Here is a 23,188-nt window from a genome sequence, read left to right on the forward strand (position 1 = left end):
TGTAACCTACCCACACTAAAGAGAGAGATTTCTGATCGTATTTCCACAGAAATTCACGGCAGCAGGATCAGCACCCCTCACTCTATTAGTGCTTAAGAACATCTCCTGAAGAAACCTTCTCGCAAGCTTTACTTGCCTCAGCAGCCTTTTTAGCCAATTCTTCAGGGCTTGGGTCAGGCAAAGCCTCAGGCATACGCTCCAATGAGAGCTCTAAAACTTTGTCTATCCAGCGTACCGGAATGATTTCAATTGCGTTCTTCACGTTATCCGGTATATCAATTAAATCTTTGACATTTTCTTCAGGAATTAAGGCTAATTTGATGCCACCTCGATGTGCAGCCAGGAGTTTTTCTTTTAGGCCGCCGATAGGCAATACTTCCCCACGTAGAGTAATTTCCCCGGTCATCGCTACATCTGAGCGAATGGGTATTCCAGTGAATACCGAAACAAGCGCAGTTGTAATGGCAATACCTGCTGATGGACCATCCTTGGGAGTTGCGCCATCAGGGAAGTGAATATGAATATCTTTCTTTTCAAAGGATTCATCCGAAATTCCAAGACGTCTTGCTCTAGAGCGAACTACAGTCCGAGCAGCCTCAACAGATTCTTTCATCACATCACCAATTGAGCCAGTTCGAGTAATAACACCTTTTCCTGCCATCGTAGCAGCTTCAATAGTTAAAAGATCACCACCGACCTCTGTCCAAGCAAGTCCTGTTACCTGACCCACTTGATTCTCTTTGGCAGCCAATCCAAAGTCATACATACGAACAGAGAGAAATTTTTCCAAATTATCGGCATTGACTACGATTGGCGCAGCTTCTTTCTTGAGAAGTAATAGCTTAACTACCTTCCGGCAGATTTTACTGAGCTCACGCTCTAATGAGCGGACACCTGCTTCTCGCGTGTAATAACGAATTATATTTCGAACTGCGCTTTCTTCAATTTTCAGCTCATCTTTTTTCAAACCATTATTTTTAATTTGCTTGGGGATAAGGTAATTGACTGCGATGCTTGTCTTTTCATCCTCCGTATATCCAGCTAGACGAATAATCTCCAAACGATCAAGTAGCGGCCCAGGGATGTTTAATGAATTCGATGTTGCTACGAACATGACATCGGAAAGATCAAAATCAACCTCAACATAATGATCTTGGAAAGTGTGATTCTGCTCTGGATCTAAAACCTCAAGCAATGCGCTCGCTGGATCGCCCCGAAAATCCATCCCCATTTTATCGACTTCATCTAATAGAAAAAGTGGATTACGAACCCCTACCTTGGTCAAACTAGATAAAATCTTGCCAGGCATAGAACCAATATAGGTTCGACGATGTCCACGAATCTCAGACTCATCACGGACACCACCTAAGGCCATACGAACGAACTTTCGATTAGTAGCGCGTGCAATAGATTGACCTAAAGAAGTTTTACCAACTCCTGGAGGTCCAACTAAACACAAGATCGGCGCCTTAACGCGATCAACTCTTTGTTGAACCGCAAGATATTCCAAAATACGTTCTTTCACCTTATCTAGTCCGTAGTGATCTTCATCTAATACCATTTCTGCATTAGTAAGGTCATTGTTGATTTTTGTTTTTTTCTTCCAAGGAAGATTCACTAAGGTATCGATGAAGTTACGAATTACTGTTGCTTCTGCAGACATAGGCGACATTAACTTTAGCTTTTTGAGCTCAGACTCCGCCTTCTTGTTTGCCTCTTTAGGCATACGGGCAGCTTTGATGCGTTTTTCTAATTCTTCTAGGTCGGCTCCCTCTTCACCCTCTCCTAGCTCTTTCTGAATAGCCTTCACTTGTTCATTGAGGTAGTACTCGCGTTGACTCTTTTCCATCTGGCGTTTAACACGGCCACGAATACGCTTTTCTACTTGCAGAATATCGATTTCACTTTCTAGATCTGCTAGCAGGCTTTCTAAACGCTGCACAACATCCACCATTTCTAGAAGACGTTGCTTTTGCTCAAGCTTGACAGGCAAATGTGCACAAATAGTATCGGCTAGACGACTTGGATCATCGATGCCGCCCAAGGAAGACAATATTTCTTGGGGAACTTTTTTGTTCAGCTTTACGTACTGATCAAACTGAGCCATGATGGCGCGCCGAAGTGCTTCGGTCTCGTGTGCATCAATCCCATCCATAGCTGTGGGAGTCGCTTCGCAGTTGAAGTAGCCCATGCTATCTTCAATTTGACTTACTTCAGCACGTTGTACGCCTTCAACCAGCACCTTCACAGTGCCATCTGGCAATTTAAGCATTTGCAAAATATTGGCGATGCAGCCAACTTCATACAGATCTTCAATGACGGGCTCATCTTTCGCCGCAGCTTTCTGGGCTACCAAAAGGACATTTTTGCCAGTTTCCATGGCTGCCTCTAGAGCCTTAATGGATTTTGGTCGCCCTACAAAAAGGGGAATCACCATATGGGGAAAAACAACTACATCCCTTAATGGGAGCAAAGGTAGTTGAATTGGTTCAGAGGGTAGTAATAAGTGGCCAGGCATAGGGCGAATCCTCCAAAGTAATCTATTCTCAAGTGTCTTTCTCTAGTGCTATCAGATTCAATAGCTACTAAATAGAGACATTATTCTTAAGTAGCATACTACCTATATGGGTAGCACTTTGGAAAATTCAAGGGAAAAAAGTGCAAAAAAGGGTTAAAAGTAGCAAGAAAAGAGAGAAAACCCTAAGTAACTAGGCTTTTTTGCTCAAATCTGGCTGTTCTAGATCTTGCTTGTAGACCAGTAAGAGCTTGCCACCCTCAGCAATGCTAGATTCGTCGATCACCACCTTCTGGACATTCTTCAAAGATGGCAAATCGTACATTACGTCCATTAAGGATCCCTCAAGAATAGAACGTAGACCGCGAGCACCGGTTTTGCGAGCTATCGCTTTTTTGGCGATAGCAGACAGGGCCTCGAGACGAACTTCAAGCTCAGAGCCTTCCATTGTTAGAAGTGCCTGATATTGTTTAACTAAGGCATTTTTGGGTTCAGTCAGAATCTGAATCAGGGCTGACTCATCTAATTGGACTAATGTTGCTACTACAGGTAAGCGACCAATTAATTCTGGGATCAGGCCAAACTTAATGAGATCTTCTGGTTCAACTTCTATCAAAAGGTCGCTGATACCACGATCGTCTTTACCGGGTACAGCAGCGTTAAATCCAATGCCCGTTTTTGCAGTACGTTGTTGAATCACTTTCTCGAGGCCATCAAATGCACCACCGCAAATAAATAGAATGTTGGTGGTATCCACTTGTAAGAAATCTTGATTGGGATGCTTGCGCCCACCTTGCGGAGGAACAGAGGCCATCGTACCCTCAACAAGCTTTAACAAAGCTTGTTGTACCCCTTCACCCGAGACATCTCGGGTAATTGATGGATTATCCGATTTACGAGAAATTTTATCGATCTCATCGATATACACTATGCCACGCTGTGCTTTTTCAACGTTATAGTCACAAGCTTGTAAAAGCTTTTGAATAATATTTTCAACATCCTCACCAACATAGCCAGCTTCAGTTAGCGTAGTGGCATCAGCCATTACAAAAGGGACATCCAGCATGCGAGCCAAGGTTTGCGCTAGTAATGTTTTTCCTGAGCCAGTAGGTCCGATCAATAAAATATTACTTTTAGCCAACTCAACACCATCTACCATTGCTTTAGCAGGTAATTTCGATTCTTTTTTATCGCTACCCTCTACTGGCTTGCCGTCTTTATCTAACTTTTCCTTTTTAGGCTTAGGTAAATATTGCAAACGCTTGTAGTGGTTATATACCGCAACAGCCAAAGTCTTCTTGGCATGATCTTGGCCAATCACATACTGGTCTAGATTTTCACGAATCTGATGTGGGGTTGGTAGGGATTCAGTCCCTGATTCTTTAGGAAGCTTAGCTATTTCTTCTTGGATGATATCGGTACATAAATCAATGCATTCATCGCAGATAAACACAGAGGGACCTGCAATTAACTTCTTGACCTCGTGCTGGCTTTTTCCACAAAAGGAGCAATACAACACTTTTTCTGTCGTACTAGTAGAGTTGATATCGCTCAAGTATTTTGCCTAAGTTTCTGATGTGAATTAAGGGCGCTTATCGATGACTTTATCGATCAGGCCATATTCGCGGGCTTGCTCAGCTGACATGAAATTATCGCGATCCGTATCTTTTGCAATCGTTTCAATTGTTTGACCTGTACGATCAGCCAAGATCTGATTTAATCTTTCCCGCAGATAGAGAATTTCTCTTGCTTGAATTTCAATATCGGATGCTTGACCACGAGCACCGCCCAAGGGTTGATGAATCATTACACGTGAATTAGGAAGTGCGTAACGCTTGCCTTTTTCGCCTGCACACAATAAAAATGCCCCCATACTAGCAGCCATACCCATGCATAAGGTACTGACATGAGGTTTAATAAATTGCATGGTGTCATAAATTGCTAGGCCAGCAGATACTGATCCTCCAGGAGAGTTGATGTACAAAGAAATTTCTTTATCTGGATTTTCACTCTCGAGGAATAACAACTGCGCGATCACTAGGTTAGCCGTCTGATCATTTACTTCGCCAACTAAGAAGACCACCCGCTCTCTTAATAAGCGAGAGTAAATATCATATGCACGCTCACCTCTTCCAGAGGTTTCAATCACCATCGGAACCAAACCTAAAGCCTGAGGTTCTAAATTTTCAGATTGAAAACGATTCATGATGAAAGCCCTTTAAGAGTAATGGATAGCAACTAAATAAATTTAGTTAAGTTTGCTTAATTCTTCAAAGCTTACGGCTTTATCGGTAACTTTAGCAAGTGATGTGAAGTACTTAATGACATTATCTTCAAGAACTAGATTTTCGATGTCCTTAAGACGGCTTGGGTTACTATAGAACCAACGAACAACCTCTTTAGGATCTTCATAGGTAGCAGCTTGTTCATCAATTTCAGCTTTAATCTGATCTGCAGTAGCAGATAAGTTTTGCTTCTTGACCAATTCACTCAAAATGAGGCCTAAACGAACGCGCTTTAGAGCTTGATCTGCAAATATTTCTACCGGAATTGGGGCATCTTTAGCATTCGGAACACCACGTTGCATGAGATCCTGGCGCGCGCCCTCCACTAAACGCTCTTGCTCTGAAGTGACTAAGGATCTCGGTACATCTAACTCACATAAGAAATTGAGCTTATCCATCACTTCACCTTTCAATAATGAAGTGATACGTCTATTCACTTCACGATCAAGATTTTCTTTGACTTCTGCACGCATTTTAGTAACACCACCATCGGTAACCCCCATTGATAAAGCGAATGCATCATCAACGACTGGCATATGAGGCCAATTTACTGACTTAATAGAGATTATGAACTCAGCTGTTTTTCCAGCAACATCTTTACCGTGGTAATCAGCTGGAAAACTTAACGGAAATGATTTACTGTCACCTGCTTTTAAGCCCAGGGTTGCTGACTCAAATTCTGGAAGCATTCGACCTTCACCCAAAACATACTCGAAATTTTCAGCCTTACCACCTGCAAACTCGACACCATCAATTTTGCCAACGAAGTCAATAACAACCTGATCACCAGCTTGAGCTGCCGTATTAGCACCGCCATCGCCATGGTCACCGGCTTGGCCACGTGGATGGTAATGTACATGCTGTTTACGCAAGACATCGATAGCGCGATCTATTTCAGCATCGCCAATTTCTGTAGTGTATTTGCTGACTTCTGCCTTTGAAAAATCGCCAATCTTAACCTCTGGTAATACTTCAAAGAAAGCATCAAATACAACCTTGTCAGCATTAAGCTCACTTTTGGGTTCAAGACGAGGTTGACCAGCAAGCGCTAATCCTTCTTTTTTACTTTCTTCATAGAAGAGCTCCGCGGCCTTATCAAATTGAAGTTCAAAATCAACTTGCATGCCATGCTGTTTTTCAACTATGTTCTTGGGAACTTTGCCTGGGCGAAAGCCCGCAATTTTCATGGTCTTGCCCATTTTTGATAAGCGAGTTTCACGTGCTTTTGCCAAATCGGCGCGAGCGAATTCCAAAGTCATTTTGCGTTCCAAGGAACCTAAGTTTTCTATTTGCACAGCCATTCTCGTCTCTTAATTAAAGATCAGGTTATGTGAAGTCCAGGCCAAGTAGTAATCTTTTGGTGCGAGGAGGGGGACTCGAACCCCCACACCATTTCTGGCGTCAGGACCTAAACCTGGTGCGTCTACCAATTTCGCCATCCTCGCGAATATCCGCTAACACTGCCAAGCCTAAACTTCACTCTAAAGACCGTAATTCTACATTGCTTGGGGGTTTAGAGGATCTCGTAGGCTGTGGGCTAAGCCCAATATGGATAAAAAGTCAGGTTTGCTCATTTATTAGGCTTTATAGAGTAAGGCTACGGCATGGACTGCAATGCCCTCTCCTCTGCCTAAATGACCAAGCGATTCATTAGTCTTAGCTTTGAGATTGACATGACTTGGAGTTACGCCTAAATCACCAGCAATATTACGGACCATTTCAGGCAAAAATTCGGCTAATTTAGGTTTTTGGCAAATAATAGTGGCATCCACATTTCCAATATGAAAGCCCGCAGCTTGGACCTTCTGTAAAGCGGCACGAAGTAAGATTCTGCTATCCATATCTTTAAATTGTGGATCGGTATCAGGAAATAATTGACCAATATCATTTAAACCGGCTGCACCTAATAAGGCATCAGTGAAAGCATGCAGCAATACATCTGCATCTGAGTGCCCCAACAATCCTTTGTCATAAGGAATATGTACACCGCCTAAAATAAGATTGCGACCTTCTATTAGGGCGTGTACGTCATAACCTTGGCCAATACGAAACTGTGGAATATGTTGAGCGCCTTGAGTCATATTGTGATCATCATCATTATTTGGTTGGCTGGAGTAGTAATTGCATTAAATCCCAATCTGCAGGATGGGTTACTTTGAAATTACGGGTTGCACCCTCTATTAATAAAGGCTGAAAACCTGCTAACTCCATTGCGCTCGCCTCATCTGTAATATCAGCTTCTAGTCGAATGCCATTGACTAGGGCCTCATACAAATCATTAACAGCAAACATCTGTGGAGTCTGAGCTTGCCATAAATGCTGACGTGGAATGGTCTTTTCTGAATGTGGAATATTGCCTGCAATCACAGAATCTAAATCAGCCTGCTTCAAGGTGTCAGCTAAAGGGATTGCCAGAAGGCCACCTTTGCTTCTTGCTCCCACAGCAGCAATCAACTTTTTAATTAAATCTGGGGTAATGCCAGGCCTAGCTGCATCATGGACCAATACCCAATCATTTCCATTAATACCTGACTCAAGCATAGCCGCCAATGTATTGCGGACAGTTTCTTGACGCGTTACTCCACCTGAAGGCAGGAATTGAATGGGTTTACCGCCATTAGTAAAGCTTTTTAAGATCGGATGATCTGCAAATACTGGATTGATTCCAACCCAAATTGATGCAATATTCGGACACTGCAAAAATGCCTCAACAGCGTATGCCAGCATGGGTTGACCAGCTAATTGCTGAAATTGCTTAGGGAGCTCACCCCCAAGGCGCAGGCCTGATCCCGCCGTAGGGATTAGCGCATGACATTTTCTGTATGGTTGATTTGCAGAGCTCATACCTGATTCTATAATGAGCGTAGATGTCTGATGGATTAAATCTAGCGCCCCCCATACCCGCTCCACGGGCTGGGCAGCGCTTTACCTTTTCTGGCCTCATTGGGTCAGCAGATTCAGCTCTTATTGCTCAATCTGCCCTTCAGTACCGAAGTCAATTTTCAGTAATGGTCATCTTTTGTGCTCAAGCTCAAGAGGCGCAAAGATTACTTGAGGAAATACCTGCTTTTGCCCCTCAATTAAAAACTCTGCTTTTACCTGACTGGGAAATTCTGCCTTACGATCATTTTTCACCGCACCAGGATTTAGTCTCAGAGCGTTTAGCGACCCTGTATGAGTTATTGAATGGAAGTCGCGATATTGTTTTAGTTCCAATCACTACAGCTTTACAAAGACTGGGCCCACCTCATTTTTTATCTGGCCATACCTTTTTCTTTAAACAAGGTGACAAACTGAATGAGGCTTCATTAAAACTACAGCTTCAACAAGCTGGTTATGATCCAGTAAGTGCAGTAATGCGTCCCGGAGAATATAGTATTCGCGGTGGATTAATTGACTTATACCCGATGGGCTCAAGTCTTCCTTATCGCTTGGATTTATTTGGGGATGAAATTGAACAAATTCGAGCATTTGATCCAGATACTCAACGCAGTCTCTACCCTGTCAAAGAAGTCCGTTTACTACCCGGACATGAATTTCCATTTGATGATACCTCGCGAACTTCCTTTAGAAGCAAATGGCGTGAAGTCTTTGAAGGTGACCCAACTAGATGCTCAATTTATAAAGATGCTAATTTGGGTATTCCAAGCGCAGGAATTGAATCTTATCTGCCGATGTTTTTTGAAGAGCAGTCAAATTTATTTGATTACTTTCCTCGTTCAGGAGATCCAGTATGGATATGGAATACCGGAGCTATTGAAGAAACAATCCGTAGTTTTTGGAAAGATACGCAGACACGTTATGAATTTTTAAAGCATGATCTTGATCGACCGATCCTACCCCCTAAGGAACTATTTTTAGATGTAGATGAATTCTTTGCATCTTCAAAGCCCCATGCACGAATTACTCTTGAACATCAATCAACAGATCAAGTTCAGTTCTTGCCAGTACCAGATATTGCGGTTCATCGACGTGACGCAGATCCGCTTGCAAAACTCAGAGTCTTGGTGTCATCGGAAAATGTGCGCATACTCATTTGCGCAGATAGCGCTGGACGAAAGGAGTCGATTCGTCAACTATTAGAAGAAAGCAATTTAGTTTCAGGGCCAAACGGAAATACTTTATACCCCCTAAAGCCTGAAAGCTATGAGGGCATTGCGGATTTTATTAAGAGTAATAATCCCTTCGGGCTAGTCATTGGTCCGCTGTTAAATGGATTTTCATGGCCTGAACAACATTTAATCGTTTTAACAGAAGCAGAATTATTTACCACTACCGCAAGACAAAGGCGTAAAGGCAAAGGATCTGAGCAAGTTGATCCAGATATGCTTTTTAAAGATTTATCAGAGCTCAAGATCGGTGATCCTGTGGTTCATGCCGAACATGGAATAGGTCGCTATCAAGGGCTTGTATTGCTGAACATAGCAGCCCCTAAGGATGAGCCCATTTTTGAAGAATTTTTGCATCTCCAATATGCAGGGCAAGCGACTCTATATGTTCCTGTTCAACAATTACAAATGGTTACACGTTATGCCGGTTCTGACCCAGATTCCGCGCCTTTACATCAATTAGGTTCGGGGCAATGGGATAAAGCCAAGCGTAAGGCTGCACAACAAATCCGGGATACTGCCGCTGAACTACTGAGTTTGTATGCGGCAAGAGCTATTCGCAAAGGTCATGCTTTTGAGTTTTCAGCCCATGATTACGCTGCATTTTCTGAAAGTTTTGGCTTTGAAGAGACTCCGGATCAAGCCAATGCAATTGCTGCAGTCATTGGTGATATGACTAGTGGCAGTCCAATGGACCGTCTGGTATGTGGGGATGTTGGTTTTGGCAAAACTGAAGTGGCCTTACGAGCTAGCTTTGTAGCAGTCATGGGCGGCAAGCAAGTTGCCATACTGGCGCCGACTACTTTATTGGCCGAACAACACGTAGCTACTTGGAAGGATCGCTTTGCAGATTGGCCTGTGCGCATCGTTGAGCTTTCTCGCTTTAAAACAAGCAAAGAGATTAATGCAGCATTAGAAGCTATTACTAAAGGTGAGGCTGACATCATCATTGGCACCCATAAATTACTTTCAAAAGAGACTAAATTTGCTAATTTGGGTTTAGTCATTGTCGATGAAGAACATCGCTTTGGAGTTAGACAAAAGGATGCCCTCAAAGCACTCCGGGCAGAAGTGGATATCCTAACCTTAACTGCAACGCCTATTCCACGAACGCTGGGTATGGCTATGGAAGGCCTAAGAGAATTCTCTATCATTGCAACCGCTCCACAGAAACGACTTGCGATTAAAACTTTTGTGCGTCGTGAAGGTGACAGCATCATCAGGGAAGCGGTACTGCGTGAAATTAAACGTGGCGGACAGGTTTACTTTTTACACAATGAAGTGGAAACCATTCAAAATCGTAAACTGGCCCTACAAGAACTGATTCCAGAGGCAAGTATTAGCGTTGCTCATGGTCAAATGCAGGAACGGGAGTTGGAATCGGTGATGCGTGAGTTTGTAACGCAGCGCACTAATATTTTGCTGTGCACTACCATTATTGAGACCGGCATTGATGTGCCTACTGCCAATACCATCATCATGCATCGTGCTGATAAATTTGGCTTAGCCCAATTACATCAATTAAGGGGTCGTGTTGGTCGCTCTCATCATCAAGCCTATGCCTACCTTTTAGTTCCAGATCCTGAGGCACTGAGCAAACAGGCTCAATTACGCCTCAATGCTATTCAGGCAATGGAGGAATTAGGTTCTGGATTCTATCTGGCAATGCATGACCTTGAGATCCGTGGTGCGGGCGAAGTGTTGGGTGACAAGCAATCAGGCGAAATTCATGAAATTGGTTATCAGTTGTATACCGAGATGCTGAACCGAGCCGTGAAGTCCTTGCGCAGCGGTAAAGAGCCTGATCTTCTAGCACCCCTACAAGCTACCACAGATGTTAATCTGGGCGTACCTGCCCTTCTACCGAGTGATTACTGTCCTGATGTGCATGAGCGTCTCTCCCTGTATAAACGCTTTGCAGGAACGCATGACTTTTCAGAACTAATGGGCTTACGAGAAGAGCTAGTTGATCGCTTTGGGGGCCTACCAGATCAAGCTAAATCATTCTATGAAACCCACCGTCTACGCTTAGAAATGACAGGCTTTGGTATCAAAAAGATTGACGCCTTCCCAGCCTCTATTCAGATTCAATTTATACCAAATCCACCGATTGATCCCATGAAGATTATTCAGCTAATTCAGAGCTCAAAGCATATTTTGCTAAACGGGCAGGACAAATTAAAGATACTTCCTCAAAAAGATCGTGAATTTGATAGGCTCGAGCAACGCTTAGAAGCTATTCGAAAGGTCTTGCGCCGCCTAAATGAATCAGCCATGCTCACTACTGCTCAGATTGAGTAATGAATCACCATTAATATTGATGCCATGTCCTTTCAAACACTGATCGCCATTTCCCGTGAACCAATTGCCCAAAAATTGATTTTTGAGCTAAAGGAAAAAGCTCTCATATTTGCTATAAATTTACATACTGAGGATAGCCCAATATTCAATGGTAGCTATCATTCGGAGCGGTGGTCTTGTAATCAACAACTAGATTCACAACAGCGAGAATTACTCCGCTCTATTGCCAGTCAATTTAATACCGACTTATGTTTTCTAAAGCCTGAATATTCATCTCATTCAATCCGTATTTTGGCAATGGATATGGACTCGACTTTAATTAATATTGAATGTATTGATGAAATCGCTGATTTCGCTGGTAAAAAAGGGGCTGTAGCCCAAATTACAGAAGCTACTATGCGCGGTGAAATCAAAGACTTTAAAGAAAGCTTGCGAAGGCGAGTTGCTTTATTAGAAGGTGTATCTGTAGATTGCTTAGAGGCTGTTTATCGCGAGAGATTAAGACCAAATCTTGGAGCGACAGAGCTCTTGGCCAGTGCGCATGAACGTGCTGTTCATACATTGCTGGTTTCCGGGGGTTTTACTTTCTTTACAGAAAAACTAGGCCAGCAGTTTGGGATCAAACAAACCCAAGCCAATACTCTAGAAATCATTGACGGCAAGCTGACTGGTTTGGTTCTAGGAGAGATTGTGGATGGCTTAGCCAAAGCAGCCTATTTAGACGAGGCCTGTAATGCGCTGGGTTGTACTAAGATCAATTCAATCACCATGGGAGATGGCGCTAACGATCTCATCATGATGAATGGTTCGGGTATCAGCATTGCTTACAGATCAAAACCTGTTGTCAAAGAAAAAGCCGACGCGGCTTTTGACCATGTCGGCTTAGATGCTGCTTTACTGCTGATGACTTAAGATGCTGCTCTCAATAATCAGCGTAATTTAGTTCACATACGCTCAAATATAGCGGCAATTCCTTGGCCGCCACCAATGCACATAGTTACTAAGGCGTACTTTCCTTGAACACGTTGTAACTCGTGGATGGCTTTTGTAGCGATAGCTGCACCAGAGCATCCAATTGGGTGGCCTAAAGCAATAGCGCCGCCATTGACGTTTGTTTTTGCAGGATCTAATCCTAGCCCTTTGCTTACTGCAAGTGCTTGAGCTGCAAAAGCCTCGTTCGATTCAATGACATCCATTTGATCAAGCTTGAGGCCGGCGCGCTCAAGGGCAAGCTTAGTTGCTGGAATAGGACCTTCACCCATGATGTGATTAGGAACACCTGCCACCGCATAAGACACTAAGCGAGCAATTGGCTTATGACCAGCTTTTTTAGCGGTCTCTGCATCTGCAAGCACAAAGAATGCAGCGCCATCGTTAATACCTGATGCATTTCCTGCTGTAACGCTACCGCCCTCTTTTTTGAAAACTGCTTTCATCTTGCCAAGGGTTTCCATGGTGGTTTCTGGCTTGCAATGCTCATCGGTATCGAATACGACATCACCTTTACGGGATTTAATAGTAATCGGTACAATTTGGGATTTGAAGCGACCCTCTTTAATTGCATGTGCAGCCCGGCGGTGCGATTCCATCGCAAATGCATCTTGCTCTTCACGAGTTAATTTCCATTTTTCTACCAGATTTTCAGCAGTGACTCCCATATGGCCAACGCCAAATGGATCTGTTAGAACGGCAACCATCAGGTCGAGCATTTTGGTATCACCCATGCGTGCACCACTTCGCATTGCTGGGGAGCCATACATACCGCGAGACATCACTTCAACACCGCCACCAATACCGTAATTACAATCACCCAACATAATTTGTTGGGCTGTAGTAACGATTGCCTGAAGGCCTGAGCTACAGAGACGATTTAAAGACATCGCCACAGATTCCATTGGTAAACCTGCCTGAATAGATGCTACCCGTGCCACATAGGCATAACGGCTATCAGTTGGAATGGTATTACCAACGGTGATGTAATTAATTAATGCAGGATCTACACCAGAGCGAGCAACCGCCTCTTTCATGACGATCCCACCAAGTTCTGATGGCTCAAAACTACTGAGGGAACCATTAAAAGTACCAATTGCGGAACGAACTGCGCTTAATACAACGACATCACGACTCATATCAATCCCCTTAGCTATGCCTAAAATTAGGCTTTATTACACATTTTAAATACATCAAAACAATATTAAATAGTAATCTTCAAGTTTCGGCTATTAGATCATGCCCTTGGGAGCTAATCACTGTGGCCCGAATGATTTCTCCGGCCCTATATCGCTTGGAAGGTTTACTGGGTGGTAATACCCTGACCAAGCCATCAATTTCCGGGGCATCTCCTATACTGCGACCAATTCCACCTGAATCATCTACTCGATCAATCAATACTTGGATACGTTTACCAACTTTCTTAGCAAGGCGCTGAATAGAAATTTGTTCTGCCTTAGCCATAAATCGAGCTCTACGCTCCTCACGAATTTGCTCAGGAATAGGATTGTCTAATTGATTAGCTAATGCACCATCTACGGGTGAATAAGCAAAGCATCCAGCTCTATCAATTTGAGCTTCATCTAAAAAATCCAACAAGTACACAAACTCTGACTCGGTTTCACCAGGAAAGCCTGCAATAAAGGTACTGCGAATCACTAAGTTTGGACACGCTGCTCGCCATGCCAAAATGCGCTCTAAATTCTTTTCACCACTAGCGGGACGCTTCATTCGCTTAAGAACATCGGGGTGCGCGTGCTGCAGTGGTATATCAAGGTAAGGTAGGACGCCATAACCGTGCTCTGAGAACTCTGCCATCAACGGCAAGATGTCATCTACATGAGGGTATGGATATACATAATGAAGCCTTACCCAAGCTTGGTGCTTGCGAGCTATTTGATTTAATGCATTAACCAAATCAAACATTCTGGTTTTGACTGGTTTACCATCCCAAAAACCAGTGCGATATTGAATGTCAACTCCATAAGCGCTGGTATCTTGCGAGACTACTAAGAGTTCTTTGACGCCAGATTCAAACAGGCGGGTGGCTTCTAGCAAAACTTCACCAATTGGCCTAGACACTAGATCTCCGCGCATACTCGGAATGATGCAGAATGTACAACGATGATTACAGCCCTCTGAAATTTTCAAATAGGCATAATGTTTTGGTGTGAGCTTAATACCAGTAGGCGGCACTAAATCAGTAAAAGGATCATGCGGCTGAGGCAAATGCAAGTGAATAGCGCGCATCACCTCGTTTGTAGCGTGGGGGCCTGTAACAGCCAGTACCTTAGGGTGAATACTTTTTATGAGGTCACTGCCATCTGGATTTTTACGCGCGCCCAAACAGCCCGTCACAATCACCTTGCCATTTTCAGTAAGAGCTTCACCTATTGCAGCAAGACTTTCCTCAACAGCGGAGTCAATAAAGCCACAAGTATTGACAACAACTAAGTCAGCACCAGAGTAGTCTTTAGCTGTCTCATACCCTTCAGCGCTGAGCTGAGTCAAAATCAGCTCTGAATCGACCAATGCCTTTGGACAACCCAAGGATACAAAACCAATTTTTGCAGCCACAACTATTCTTTTTCAGTTTTATCAGGCTTGGGTGTAAATGGAAAACCACCAAACATATTTTGTGAACCCTGCATTTGCTCTTGCATCTTTAGAAATAAGTCTTTGCTTTGGTCCATGTAGCTACCCATCAAATTTTGCATCAATGGATTTTGAATATTGAGCATTTGTGACCAAGCCTCAGGGGTGCTCCCTACTCCTAGACCTTTGGTCTGATCACCCAATTTGTTATGAATGTCCACAAAAGACTGCATTGTCTTCTCTAAGTAATTTCCCATCAAACCTTGCATGGAGTTTCCGTAAAAACGAATTATTTGAGAAAGCATTTGCGAGGAAAAAACAGGCGATCCACCGGCCTCCTCCTCCAAAATGATCTGCAGCAAAATATTGCGAGTCAGATCCTCTTCAGTCTTAGCATCAACCACCTTAAAGACCTCACTAGACATTACTAAGGCTTTTATGTCCGTCAAAGTAACATACGTACTTGTTTGAGTGTCATATAGACGACGGTTAGGATATTTCTTTATGAGTCGCTCTTCGCCTACTCGCTTTGCTCTTGTAGCCATCATTTTCCTTGCTTAGTATTGCAACGCAACATCGGCATAGTTTATCCCTAGTTTGGTCAAAAGGTAAATAAGCCGTGTTGCATCACTCTAAAATCTGCAAATGCAGTATTAGCCAGTATGAATACCGCCATTTAAGGAGAAATCAGCGCCTGTTGCATAGGCACCATCCTCAGAAGCGATCCAGCAGCAAATTGAACCAATTTCATCTGGAGTACCCAAACGCTTAACTGGGATTCCAGAAACGATTTTCTCTAGGACATCCTCTCGGATAGCTTTAACCATATCTGTGCCTATATACCCAGGAGAAACTGTATTCACAGTAACGCCTTTTGTCGCTACTTCCTGAGCTAGGGCCATCGTAAATCCATGCAAGCCTGCCTTAGCAGTGGAATAGTTAGCCTGTCCAAACTGACCTTTTTGACCGTTTACAGAAGAGATATTGATGATTCGACCCCAATTGTTATCGACCATTCCATCAATGACTTGCTTGGTGACGTTAAATAAGGAATTCAGATTTGTATCAATCACTGCCTTCCAAGCATCCGGTGTCATTTTGCGAAAAACACTGTCACGAGTGATACCGGCGTTATTCACTAAAACGTCTACACGACCAACTTCAGCCTTTACCTTATTAAACGCTTCAACGGTGCTATCCCAATCGGATACATTTCCTTCAGAGGCGATAAAGTCATAACCCAACACCTTTTGCTCGCCAATCCAGCGATCCTTACGTGGAGAATTAGGGCCACAGCCAGCAATAACTTTAAAACCATCTTTGGCAAGGCGCTGGCAAATAGAGGTACCGATTCCACCCATACCACCAGTAACATATGCAACTTTTTGAGACATTACTTTCCCCTTTTAAAAACCTTCGTTAATAACTATGTTTGTTGAATTGCAAGATCTGCTTTTTCTTTTACATAAATACCAGGCGCAGCTTCCATCTTTTTGTGCTTAGCATTACCAAATATTTTGCTCGCAGGCTTCTGTTGACCACCAAATTGCTCAAGCCATTTTGTATAGTTGGGCCACCAGCTACCTGTGATTTGTTTAGCGCCCTCTAGCCATTCTTGTGCCGTGGGTGAGATCTGATTATTCTCAAAGTAATAGCGTTTATTTTTTGCAGGTGGATTAATAACGCCTGCTATGTGACCTGAGGCTCCTAAAACAAAATGATTTTTACCTTTTAGTAAGTGTGTTGACTCATAAGCAGATTGCCATGGGACAATATGATCTTCTTGAGACGCATACACATATGCTGGACATTGAATCTTACCTAGATCGATTTTTTCTCCGCAAATACTGACCTTATCAGGCTTCACTAAATCATTTTGTAAATAGGTATGTCTTAAGTACCAGCAGTACATTGCGCCAGGTAAATTCGTGGAATCACCATTCCAGTAAAGAAGGTCAAATGGTGGCGGAGAATTACCCTTTAGATAATTTTCAACAACATAATTCCACACAAGATCATTTGGACGCAAGAAGGAAAAGGTATTACCCAGATCAAGCCCAGACATCATGCCGAACTTACCACCTTTACCTCCAATAGAATTTTCACGCATCTCGACCATACCTTCATCAATGAAGACATCTAAGATGCCGCTATTGGCAAAATCAAGTAAGGTAGTTAATAAAGTAAGGCTCGCAGCAGGATGTTCATTGCGAGCAGCCAGAACCGCCAAAGCTGATGCAGTTAGTGTTCCGCCAACACAAAAACCAAGAATATTAATTTGTTTGGTATCACCAATCTCTTTAACAACATCAATCGCCTTAATCACACCTTTGCCAACATAATCATCCCAACTGATTTTTGCCATTGATGCATCAGGATTTTTCCAAGACACTAAAAATACCGTGTGCCCTTGAGCAACCATATGTCGCACAACTGAGTTATCTGGCTGTAAATCTAGTATGTAATATTTATTGATGCAAGGAGGCACCATTAAATAAGGTCGTTCAAATACTTGCTTGGTCAGCGGTGTGTATTGAATGAGCTCAAATAAGTCATTACGGAAAACGACATGTCCTTCGGTAGTAGCGATATTTTTACCAACCTCAAAAGCACTCTCATCAGTTTGAGAGACCTTACCCTTTTTCATATCCCCTAATAAGTTGACAATACCTTTTTGGATTGACTGTCCTTGAGTGCTAATAATACTTTCCAAGACTTCAGGATTAGTAGCAATGAAATTAGATGGCGACAAAGCATCAATCATTTGCTCAGTGGTAAATAAAATCTTTTGCTTTGATTTTTCGTCTGTTTCAACGGCCTTAGCCAAAGACATTAAATGCTTGGAATTTAAAAGATAAGTTGCCGCAATCACCTTGCTCCATGATGAGTGCCAAGCTTTACCAGCAAAGCGCCGATCTTTAACTTCTATCGCTTCAGGATTAGTAGCAATCTGTGCTAATTCAGTGAAATACTCTTTTTGAATTTCTGCCAAACGATCTGGCGGAATGAGGGCCATATGGTGCGCTGCCAGAGATGGGGTAGCGCTTGGATTCATGCCTGCAAACATATTATTCTCGTAAATTAATAGTAGACATTTTCCATCGATCAGGAATATAGGGTTATACGCAATAACCCTAGCCCAAGGGCAAATGTAGTAATAACCCGAATGAACCCCAGGATCTGTCTATTTCGCAATCCAAATGAAGGATGCAAATCGTCCTGTTATGCCATTGCGACGGTATGAAAAAAAGCGTTCTTGATCAAGATAGGTGCACGATCCTCCCCCATCAACCCGATCAATGCCAACAAGCTTTAACCGAGCCTTTGCCAAAGAATACAAATTGACTAGATATTTTCCATTTTTATTTGGTATAGCTACAAAGTCATTTCCATTTGGTTTTATTGAGGATTCTTGAAAAGTCTTAAAAACATCCTCACCTACTTCATAGCAACTTGGCCCAATTGCTGGACCCATATACGCCAATAAATCTGCGCTGGACAAATGTGGGCTTAGTGACAGCATTGCATCAACTGTATTTTCAAGCACACCTGAAGATAAACCCCTCCAACCAGCATGGGCTGCGCCAATAACTGATCCATCATTAGCAGCAAATAGAACTGGCAAGCAATCTGCAGTCATGATGGCTAATACTTCGTCGGGCTTGGTTGTGACTACCCCATCAGCCACTATTAGCAGATTAGGATGACTTGAACGTTCGGCTGGAGTACTCACAATTGAACTGTGAATTTGTTTTAACCATAAAGGCTCAGATGGAAGATACGCTCGCAATAAATGACGATTTTGAGCAACATATTCTGGTTTATCACCCACGTGCTCTGCAAGATTGAAGGTGTCATAAGGTGGCTGACTGACACCTCCCAAACGAGTGCTCATCAAAACATGAATTTGAGGGGGCGCGTCCCAATCGAGCTTGATGAAGTTCATCAACGACGCTCATTCGCAATAGATGCCAATAGCGCATCTTTCTTAGGCAAATCTTCGCTACTCAAAGCAACGTAAGGCAAAAGCGCTAGCAAATCTTCTGGCGGCAACTGAAACCAGGTTATAACATCGTGAGTGGCAGGGTGCTCTAAGGTAAGTGCATAAGCATGTAGCGCTTGACGAATTAATGGCAGTGTTTTTGCGGCACCCGGGGTTTTTTTCCGATAAATAGGGTCTCCCAGCAGTGGAAAACCTAGTGACTCTAAATGCACCCGAATTTGATGAGTACGGCCCGTCTCCAATCGGCACTCGACTAAGGCCAATGAAGCATCACTAAACAATCCTTTAGCAAGGCGACGAAATACAGTTGCGGCCGGCTTTCCTTGGGGGCTACCAGCAGCCATCTTTAATCTATCGCGTTGATCCCGCCCAACTGTTGCTAATACTTTTCCTTGGCTCGGTAGGTTGCCCCATACCAATGCCAAATATCGCCTACCCACAGTCCTCTCTTGTAGTTGTTTAACCAGAGCAGTTTGTGCTTGAGAAGTTCTTGCTACCACCATGAGCCCAGAAGTATCTTTATCGAGTCGATGAACAATACCGGCGCGAGGAAGGCTTTGAAGTTCAGGATAGCGAAACAAAAGGCCATTTAATAGGGTACCAGTCCAATTCCCGGCAGCAGGATGAACTACTAAACCAGGGGGTTTATTGATCACAATAATTGATGGATCTTCGTAAATCACATCTAGCGCAATATTCTCGGAATTAAAGGCAAACTGCTCCGGCATATCTTGTGGAAAAACCTTAATGCTTTCTCCCCCATGAAGTAAATAGCGAGCTTTTGTTACCTTTCCATCTACCGTTACGGCCCCTGCCTCCACCCAGGTCTTTAGTCGATTACGAGAATAATCAGGCAAAAAAGTCGCCAAGACCTTATCTAGACGTTCTCCCGCCATATCATGGGAAATCTCTAGGGCAATAAAATCCTCATCATCGATATAATCAATGGGATTCGAATCAGGAGTTTGCGGCAATGCCACGCTTAAGAAGCCTTTTAGTTATATCCAACGTAGTTTCAGACGCCAGTGTAAGGCTTACTGTGAAATCTGTACCGCCAAAATCCCCCTTACCTGCTAGCTTCTCTTCTTATGCTCTATTTTTAATTAGTTTTTTAGCGATCATGCTGTTAAGTGCTTGTGCCGGTAGCGATGGTCAAAAAGACGATACTGATATTTGGTCAGAAACAAAGCTGTATTCTGAGGCGATCGATAAGCTCAATAGTGCTGACTTTGCTAAATGTGGCAAGTATTTTGAAAAATTAGAGGCCAGGTTTCCTTTTGGCCCTTATTCGCAGCAAGCACAAATTAATGGTGCTTATTGCTACTGGAAGGCACAAGAAACAGCACAAGCCTTGGTTGCAATTGATCGCTTTATCAAATTACACCAGGGTAATGAGAATTTAGATTACGCCTACTATCTTAAAGGGCTCATTACATTTAATGATGATCTAGGATGGTTGGGTAGATTTACTGGTCAAGATCTCAGTGAGCGTGATCAAAAAGCAGCAAAAGATGCATTTGAGTCCTTCAAGGTTGTAGTGGAGCGTTTCCCAAATAGCAAATATGCGCCAGACGCCTTGGATCGGATGCGCTATATCGTTAACTCTTTAGCCGAAGCTGATGTGATCGTTGCTCGCTTTTACTATCAAAGAGGCGCTTATTTAGCATCTGCTAATCGCGCTCAGCTAGCAATTCGTGATTATGATCGCGCACCCGCAGTTGAAGAGGCTCTTTATATACTTTATAAGTCGTATGAAAAACTTGGTATGGTCGAGTTAAGTAACGATACAGCGCGAGTTTTCAAACTCAATTTTCCTGACAGCCCTATGCTTCAGACTGGCATGCGTAGCAAAAAAGAGCGTAAATGGTGGCAAATTTGGAATCAATAATTATTTAATGACAACAGGCACTCGGGGTGCGACTGCGCACAGTAACTCATAACCAATCGTGCCGCTCATTTTCGCAACATCATCCACCGGCACTTTTTCACCCCATAACTCGACTACCGTTCCAATTGCTGCATTGGGTGCTTGACGAAGGTCAATCGCTAACATATCCATCGATACGCGACCAACAATCGGGCAGACTAGACCGCTACCATCATCTCTTGCATTAAAGACCCAAACAGGTGTCCCATCTTTAGCATGACGTGGATAGCCATCAGCATAGCCACAGGCTACTATTCCGACCCTCATTGCTTCTGGTGCTAAATAGCGACCACCATAACCAATTCGATCACCTTTTACCAGCTCTTGAATATCGATAATTTCACTATGTAGATGCATTACTGCATTTAATTTTGAATTCTTAATATCACTAAAATTACCAGTAGGAGATGCGCCATAAAGCATGATGCCGGGTCGTACCCAATCCCCCAGTGCATTTCGGTGCCACAAAATAGCCGCAGAATTAGCTAAGGATGTTGGAGCCTCTAGACCATCAATCGCTTGACTAAAAATCTCCATTTGATTGCCAACTGATGGTTGCTCATCAACCTGATCAGCATTGGCAAAATGGGTCATATGGTGCATGTGATATCCCGCACTGTGAAGGCGATGAAATGCAGTTCGATAGTTGGATGGTTTAAATCCCAAGCGGTTCATTCCGGAATTCATCTTCAAAAAGACATTAAAGGGCTTATGGGCTTTACCTTCAAATTGCTCCAGCCATTGAACTTGGGCCTCGCAATGAACCACAAGATCACAGCCCAATTCTTGAGCAAGTTTTAATTCATTCTCATGAAAAAGGCCTTCTAACAGCAAAATACGGCCATTCCAGCCATGTTCTCTAAGCCAGCTTGCATCTGCAATGTCAAGTAAGGCAAAGCCATCAGTAGATGCTAAACCGATAATTGCAGCATCAAAACAGTTGCCATAGGCCCTTGCCTTAATGACGGACCAAATCTTAGCTTCGGGCGCTAATTCGCGAACTCTGTTTAAATTGTGTCGGAAGGCATCGGTGTGAATAGATGCCACAATTGGTCTATTGATTAGAGAATCAGCTGGACTACCCATTTTTACCCCTCCTTTCATGCTTTAATTACTTTAATGACTAGATTGTACGAATGAACCGCAGTTTTTACACCATTATGGCGGCGCAATTTTTTTCGTCGCTTGCTGATAATGCTCTTCTAATAGCGGCTATTGCCCTCTTGGTCCAGCTGAACGCTCCGGCCTGGATGACGCCATTGCTCAAATTGTTCTTTGTATTGTCTTATGTATTACTAGCTGCGTTTGTTGGTGCCTTTGCGGATTCCCGTCCCAAAGGCAATGTGATGTTCATCACAAACACTATCAAGTTTGTTGGTTGCATCGCCATGTTATTTGGTAGTCACCCTTTACTGTCTTATGCCATTGTTGGACTTGGTGCAGCTGCCTACTCTCCTGCTAAGTATGGAATTTTGACAGAATTGCTTCCCCCTGAAAAATTAGTTGCTGCCAATGGTTGGATCGAAGGATTAACAGTGGGTTCCATTATTTTAGGTACTGTATTAGGGGGAGTCCTCATTAGTAGCAGCGTTTCTCAAAGTCTTTTGTCTTTGGATATTCCTATTTTAGAAACAGGCGTTGATACCCCTGCTGAATCTGCCGTCATGATCATCATGATGATTTATGTCATTGCAGCACTGATTAATCTTAAAATCCCTGATACTGGCGCGCGCTATGTATCTCAGAAAACGAATCCCATAGAGTTGATCAAGGATTTCTCAATCTGCTTTAAGACTCTTTGGAATGATCGCTTAGGTCAAATCTCCTTAGCTGTTACCACATTGTTTTGGGGTGCCGGCGCTACCTTACAGTTCATCGTGATTAAATGGGCTCAAGTCGCTTTGAATATGAATCTCTCTCAAGGTGCGATCTTGCAAGCTATTTCGGCGGTTGGCGTAGCAGGTGGTGCAGTTTGGGCGGCCTCGCGCATTCCTTTACGTAATTCATTAAATGTCCTGCCATGTGGTGTGATGATGGGATTGATTGTTTGTATTTTGGCCATATACAACAGCGACATGTTGCCAAATACCACCATCATGATGGTAGGCAAATTTGAAATCCCACTCAATTTATTGCCTGCCTATTTTCTTCTGATTTTAGTCGGCTGGTTAGCTGGTTACTTTGTGGTACCGATGAATGCTCTATTGCAACATCGAGGCCATGTTCTGATGTCGGCTGGGCACTCGATCGCCGTTCAGAACTTTAATGAAAATATTTCTGTTCTCTCCATGCTGCTCGTCTATTCCATACTGATTTGGCTTGATGCACCGATCCAATATGTCATCATTGGTTTTGGAATAACAGTCAGTACCATTATGTGGCTAGTCATTAAACGCCATGCTAGAAATCAGGCGGAATATGATTCAATGCATCTCATCGGTGAGCATAAGCACTGAAAGACTG

Annotated in this window: 18 protein-coding genes and 1 tRNA gene; 4 read left to right on the forward strand and 15 right to left on the reverse strand. The window is 43.2% G+C overall.

The window, feature by feature from the left end; all coding sequences use genetic code 11:
- Positions 1 to 85: 85 nt before the first annotated feature.
- The 7 genes from lon to ispD form a co-directional block, all read right to left on the reverse strand.
- Complete coding sequence (lon, locus tag ABWP14_RS06380; protein WP_353202134.1) at positions 86 to 2,518, reverse strand: endopeptidase La; 2,433 nt, start codon at positions 2,516 to 2,518, stop codon at positions 86 to 88.
- Between the two features lie 190 nt (positions 2,519 to 2,708).
- Entirely contained in the window at positions 2,709 to 4,061 is a 1,353-nt protein-coding gene (clpX, locus tag ABWP14_RS06385; protein ID WP_353202180.1) for an ATP-dependent Clp protease ATP-binding subunit ClpX, read from the reverse strand.
- Positions 4,062 to 4,097: 36 nt separating this feature from the next.
- Positions 4,098 to 4,721 (reverse strand): ATP-dependent Clp endopeptidase proteolytic subunit ClpP, encoded by a 624-nt coding sequence (clpP, locus tag ABWP14_RS06390; protein WP_353202135.1) that lies wholly within the window; start codon positions 4,719 to 4,721, stop codon positions 4,098 to 4,100.
- Between the two features lie 42 nt (positions 4,722 to 4,763).
- A complete protein-coding gene (gene tig / locus ABWP14_RS06395; protein ID WP_353202136.1) occupies positions 4,764 to 6,101 on the reverse strand; it encodes a trigger factor in 1,338 nt (445 codons plus the stop codon).
- Between the two features lie 57 nt (positions 6,102 to 6,158).
- Positions 6,159 to 6,245 (reverse strand) — tRNA-Leu (locus tag ABWP14_RS06400).
- A 132-nt stretch (positions 6,246 to 6,377) separates the two neighbouring features.
- Positions 6,378 to 6,881 (reverse strand): 2-C-methyl-D-erythritol 2,4-cyclodiphosphate synthase, encoded by a 504-nt coding sequence (gene ispF / locus ABWP14_RS06405; protein WP_353202137.1) that lies wholly within the window; start codon positions 6,879 to 6,881, stop codon positions 6,378 to 6,380.
- Between the two features lie 16 nt (positions 6,882 to 6,897).
- Positions 6,898 to 7,644 (reverse strand): 2-C-methyl-D-erythritol 4-phosphate cytidylyltransferase, encoded by a 747-nt coding sequence (ispD, locus tag ABWP14_RS06410; protein ID WP_353202138.1) that lies wholly within the window; start codon positions 7,642 to 7,644, stop codon positions 6,898 to 6,900.
- A 23-nt stretch (positions 7,645 to 7,667) separates the two neighbouring features.
- On the opposite strand from ispD, the gene mfd reads away from it, so the two are divergent.
- Together mfd and serB are read left to right on the forward strand one after the other, a co-directional pair.
- A complete protein-coding gene (gene mfd, locus ABWP14_RS06415; RefSeq protein ID WP_353202139.1) occupies positions 7,668 to 11,210 on the forward strand; it encodes a transcription-repair coupling factor in 3,543 nt (1,180 codons plus the stop codon).
- Positions 11,211 to 11,234: 24 nt separating this feature from the next.
- Positions 11,235 to 12,122 (forward strand): phosphoserine phosphatase SerB, encoded by an 888-nt coding sequence (serB, locus tag ABWP14_RS06420; protein ID WP_353202140.1) that lies wholly within the window; start codon positions 11,235 to 11,237, stop codon positions 12,120 to 12,122.
- Positions 12,123 to 12,154: 32 nt separating this feature from the next.
- On the opposite strand, the gene ABWP14_RS06425 is transcribed toward serB, so the two are convergent.
- The 7 genes from ABWP14_RS06425 to ABWP14_RS06455 form a co-directional block, all read right to left on the reverse strand.
- Positions 12,155 to 13,339 carry an acetyl-CoA C-acyltransferase family protein gene (locus tag ABWP14_RS06425; protein WP_353202141.1) on the reverse strand — a complete coding sequence of 395 codons (1,185 nt, stop codon included), beginning with the start codon at positions 13,337 to 13,339 and terminating at the stop codon, positions 12,155 to 12,157.
- 79 nt (positions 13,340 to 13,418) lie between these two features.
- Positions 13,419 to 14,777, reverse strand: coding sequence for a 30S ribosomal protein S12 methylthiotransferase RimO (gene rimO, locus ABWP14_RS06430; protein WP_353202142.1), 1,359 nt, complete (start codon positions 14,775 to 14,777; stop codon positions 13,419 to 13,421).
- Between the two features lie 2 nt (positions 14,778 to 14,779).
- A complete protein-coding gene (phaR, locus tag ABWP14_RS06435; RefSeq protein WP_353202143.1) occupies positions 14,780 to 15,340 on the reverse strand; it encodes a polyhydroxyalkanoate synthesis repressor PhaR in 561 nt (186 codons plus the stop codon).
- A 108-nt stretch (positions 15,341 to 15,448) separates the two neighbouring features.
- A complete protein-coding gene (locus ABWP14_RS06440; protein WP_353202144.1) occupies positions 15,449 to 16,189 on the reverse strand; it encodes a 3-ketoacyl-ACP reductase in 741 nt (246 codons plus the stop codon).
- Between the two features lie 32 nt (positions 16,190 to 16,221).
- A complete protein-coding gene (phaC, locus tag ABWP14_RS06445; protein ID WP_353202145.1) occupies positions 16,222 to 17,862 on the reverse strand; it encodes a class I poly(R)-hydroxyalkanoic acid synthase in 1,641 nt (546 codons plus the stop codon).
- A 117-nt stretch (positions 17,863 to 17,979) separates the two neighbouring features.
- Positions 17,980 to 18,741 carry a peptidoglycan editing factor PgeF gene (pgeF, locus tag ABWP14_RS06450; RefSeq protein ID WP_353202146.1) on the reverse strand — a complete coding sequence of 254 codons (762 nt, stop codon included), beginning with the start codon at positions 18,739 to 18,741 and terminating at the stop codon, positions 17,980 to 17,982.
- Positions 18,741 to 19,778, reverse strand: coding sequence for an RluA family pseudouridine synthase (locus ABWP14_RS06455; protein ID WP_353202147.1), 1,038 nt, complete (start codon positions 19,776 to 19,778; stop codon positions 18,741 to 18,743). The genes pgeF and ABWP14_RS06455 overlap by 1 nt, the downstream gene beginning before the upstream one ends.
- Between ABWP14_RS06455 and ABWP14_RS06460 the strand changes: the two genes are divergently transcribed.
- Complete coding sequence (locus ABWP14_RS06460; protein ID WP_502930152.1) at positions 19,772 to 20,686, forward strand: outer membrane protein assembly factor BamD; 915 nt, start codon at positions 19,772 to 19,774, stop codon at positions 20,684 to 20,686. The two genes, ABWP14_RS06455 and ABWP14_RS06460, sit on opposite strands and share 7 nt — an antisense overlap.
- Here ABWP14_RS06460 and alr read toward each other — a convergent pair whose 3' ends face one another.
- Positions 20,687 to 21,811: an alanine racemase gene (alr, locus tag ABWP14_RS06465; protein WP_502930153.1), complete on the reverse strand. Its 1,125-nt coding sequence runs from the start codon at positions 21,809 to 21,811 to the stop codon at positions 20,687 to 20,689.
- 50 nt (positions 21,812 to 21,861) lie between these two features.
- Here alr and lplT point away from each other — a divergent pair, with 50 nt between their 5' ends.
- Positions 21,862 to 23,181, forward strand: coding sequence for a lysophospholipid transporter LplT (gene lplT, locus ABWP14_RS06470; RefSeq protein WP_353202148.1), 1,320 nt, complete (start codon positions 21,862 to 21,864; stop codon positions 23,179 to 23,181).
- The last annotated feature ends 7 nt before the right edge of the window (positions 23,182 to 23,188 follow it).

Origin of the sequence: Polynucleobacter sp. (assembly GCF_040400325.1) — a bacterium.
Lineage (GTDB): Bacteria > Pseudomonadota > Gammaproteobacteria > Burkholderiales > Burkholderiaceae > Polynucleobacter.

Excerpts from the sequence above, each read along its gene's own strand:
- lon (WP_353202134.1), bottom strand. The coding sequence starts at position 2,518 with ATGCCTGGCCACTTATTACTACCCTCTGAACCAATTCAACTACCTTTG.
- clpP (WP_353202135.1), bottom strand. The coding sequence starts at position 4,721 with ATGAATCGTTTTCAATCTGAAAATTTAGAACCTCAGGCTTTAGGTTTG.
- tig (WP_353202136.1), bottom strand. The coding sequence starts at position 6,101 with ATGGCTGTGCAAATAGAAAACTTAGGTTCCTTGGAACGCAAAATGACT.
- ispF (WP_353202137.1), bottom strand. The coding sequence starts at position 6,881 with ATGACTCAAGGCGCTCAACATATTCCACAGTTTCGTATTGGCCAAGGT.
- ispD (WP_353202138.1), bottom strand. The coding sequence starts at position 7,644 with ATGAGCTCTGCAAATCAACCATACAGAAAATGTCATGCGCTAATCCCT.
- mfd (WP_353202139.1), top strand. The coding sequence starts at position 7,668 with ATGTCTGATGGATTAAATCTAGCGCCCCCCATACCCGCTCCACGGGCT.
- serB (WP_353202140.1), top strand. The coding sequence starts at position 11,235 with ATGTCCTTTCAAACACTGATCGCCATTTCCCGTGAACCAATTGCCCAA.
- ABWP14_RS06425 (WP_353202141.1), bottom strand. The coding sequence starts at position 13,339 with ATGAGTCGTGATGTCGTTGTATTAAGCGCAGTTCGTTCCGCAATTGGT.
- phaR (WP_353202143.1), bottom strand. The coding sequence starts at position 15,340 with ATGGCTACAAGAGCAAAGCGAGTAGGCGAAGAGCGACTCATAAAGAAA.
- ABWP14_RS06440 (WP_353202144.1), bottom strand. The coding sequence starts at position 16,189 with ATGTCTCAAAAAGTTGCATATGTTACTGGTGGTATGGGTGGAATCGGT.
- phaC (WP_353202145.1), bottom strand. The coding sequence starts at position 17,862 with ATGTTTGCAGGCATGAATCCAAGCGCTACCCCATCTCTGGCAGCGCAC.
- pgeF (WP_353202146.1), bottom strand. The coding sequence starts at position 18,741 with ATGAACTTCATCAAGCTCGATTGGGACGCGCCCCCTCAAATTCATGTT.
- ABWP14_RS06460 (WP_502930152.1), top strand. The coding sequence starts at position 19,772 with ATGCCACGCTTAAGAAGCCTTTTAGTTATATCCAACGTAGTTTCAGAC.
- alr (WP_502930153.1), bottom strand. The coding sequence starts at position 21,811 with ATGGGTAGTCCAGCTGATTCTCTAATCAATAGACCAATTGTGGCATCT.
- lplT (WP_353202148.1), top strand. The coding sequence starts at position 21,862 with ATGAACCGCAGTTTTTACACCATTATGGCGGCGCAATTTTTTTCGTCG.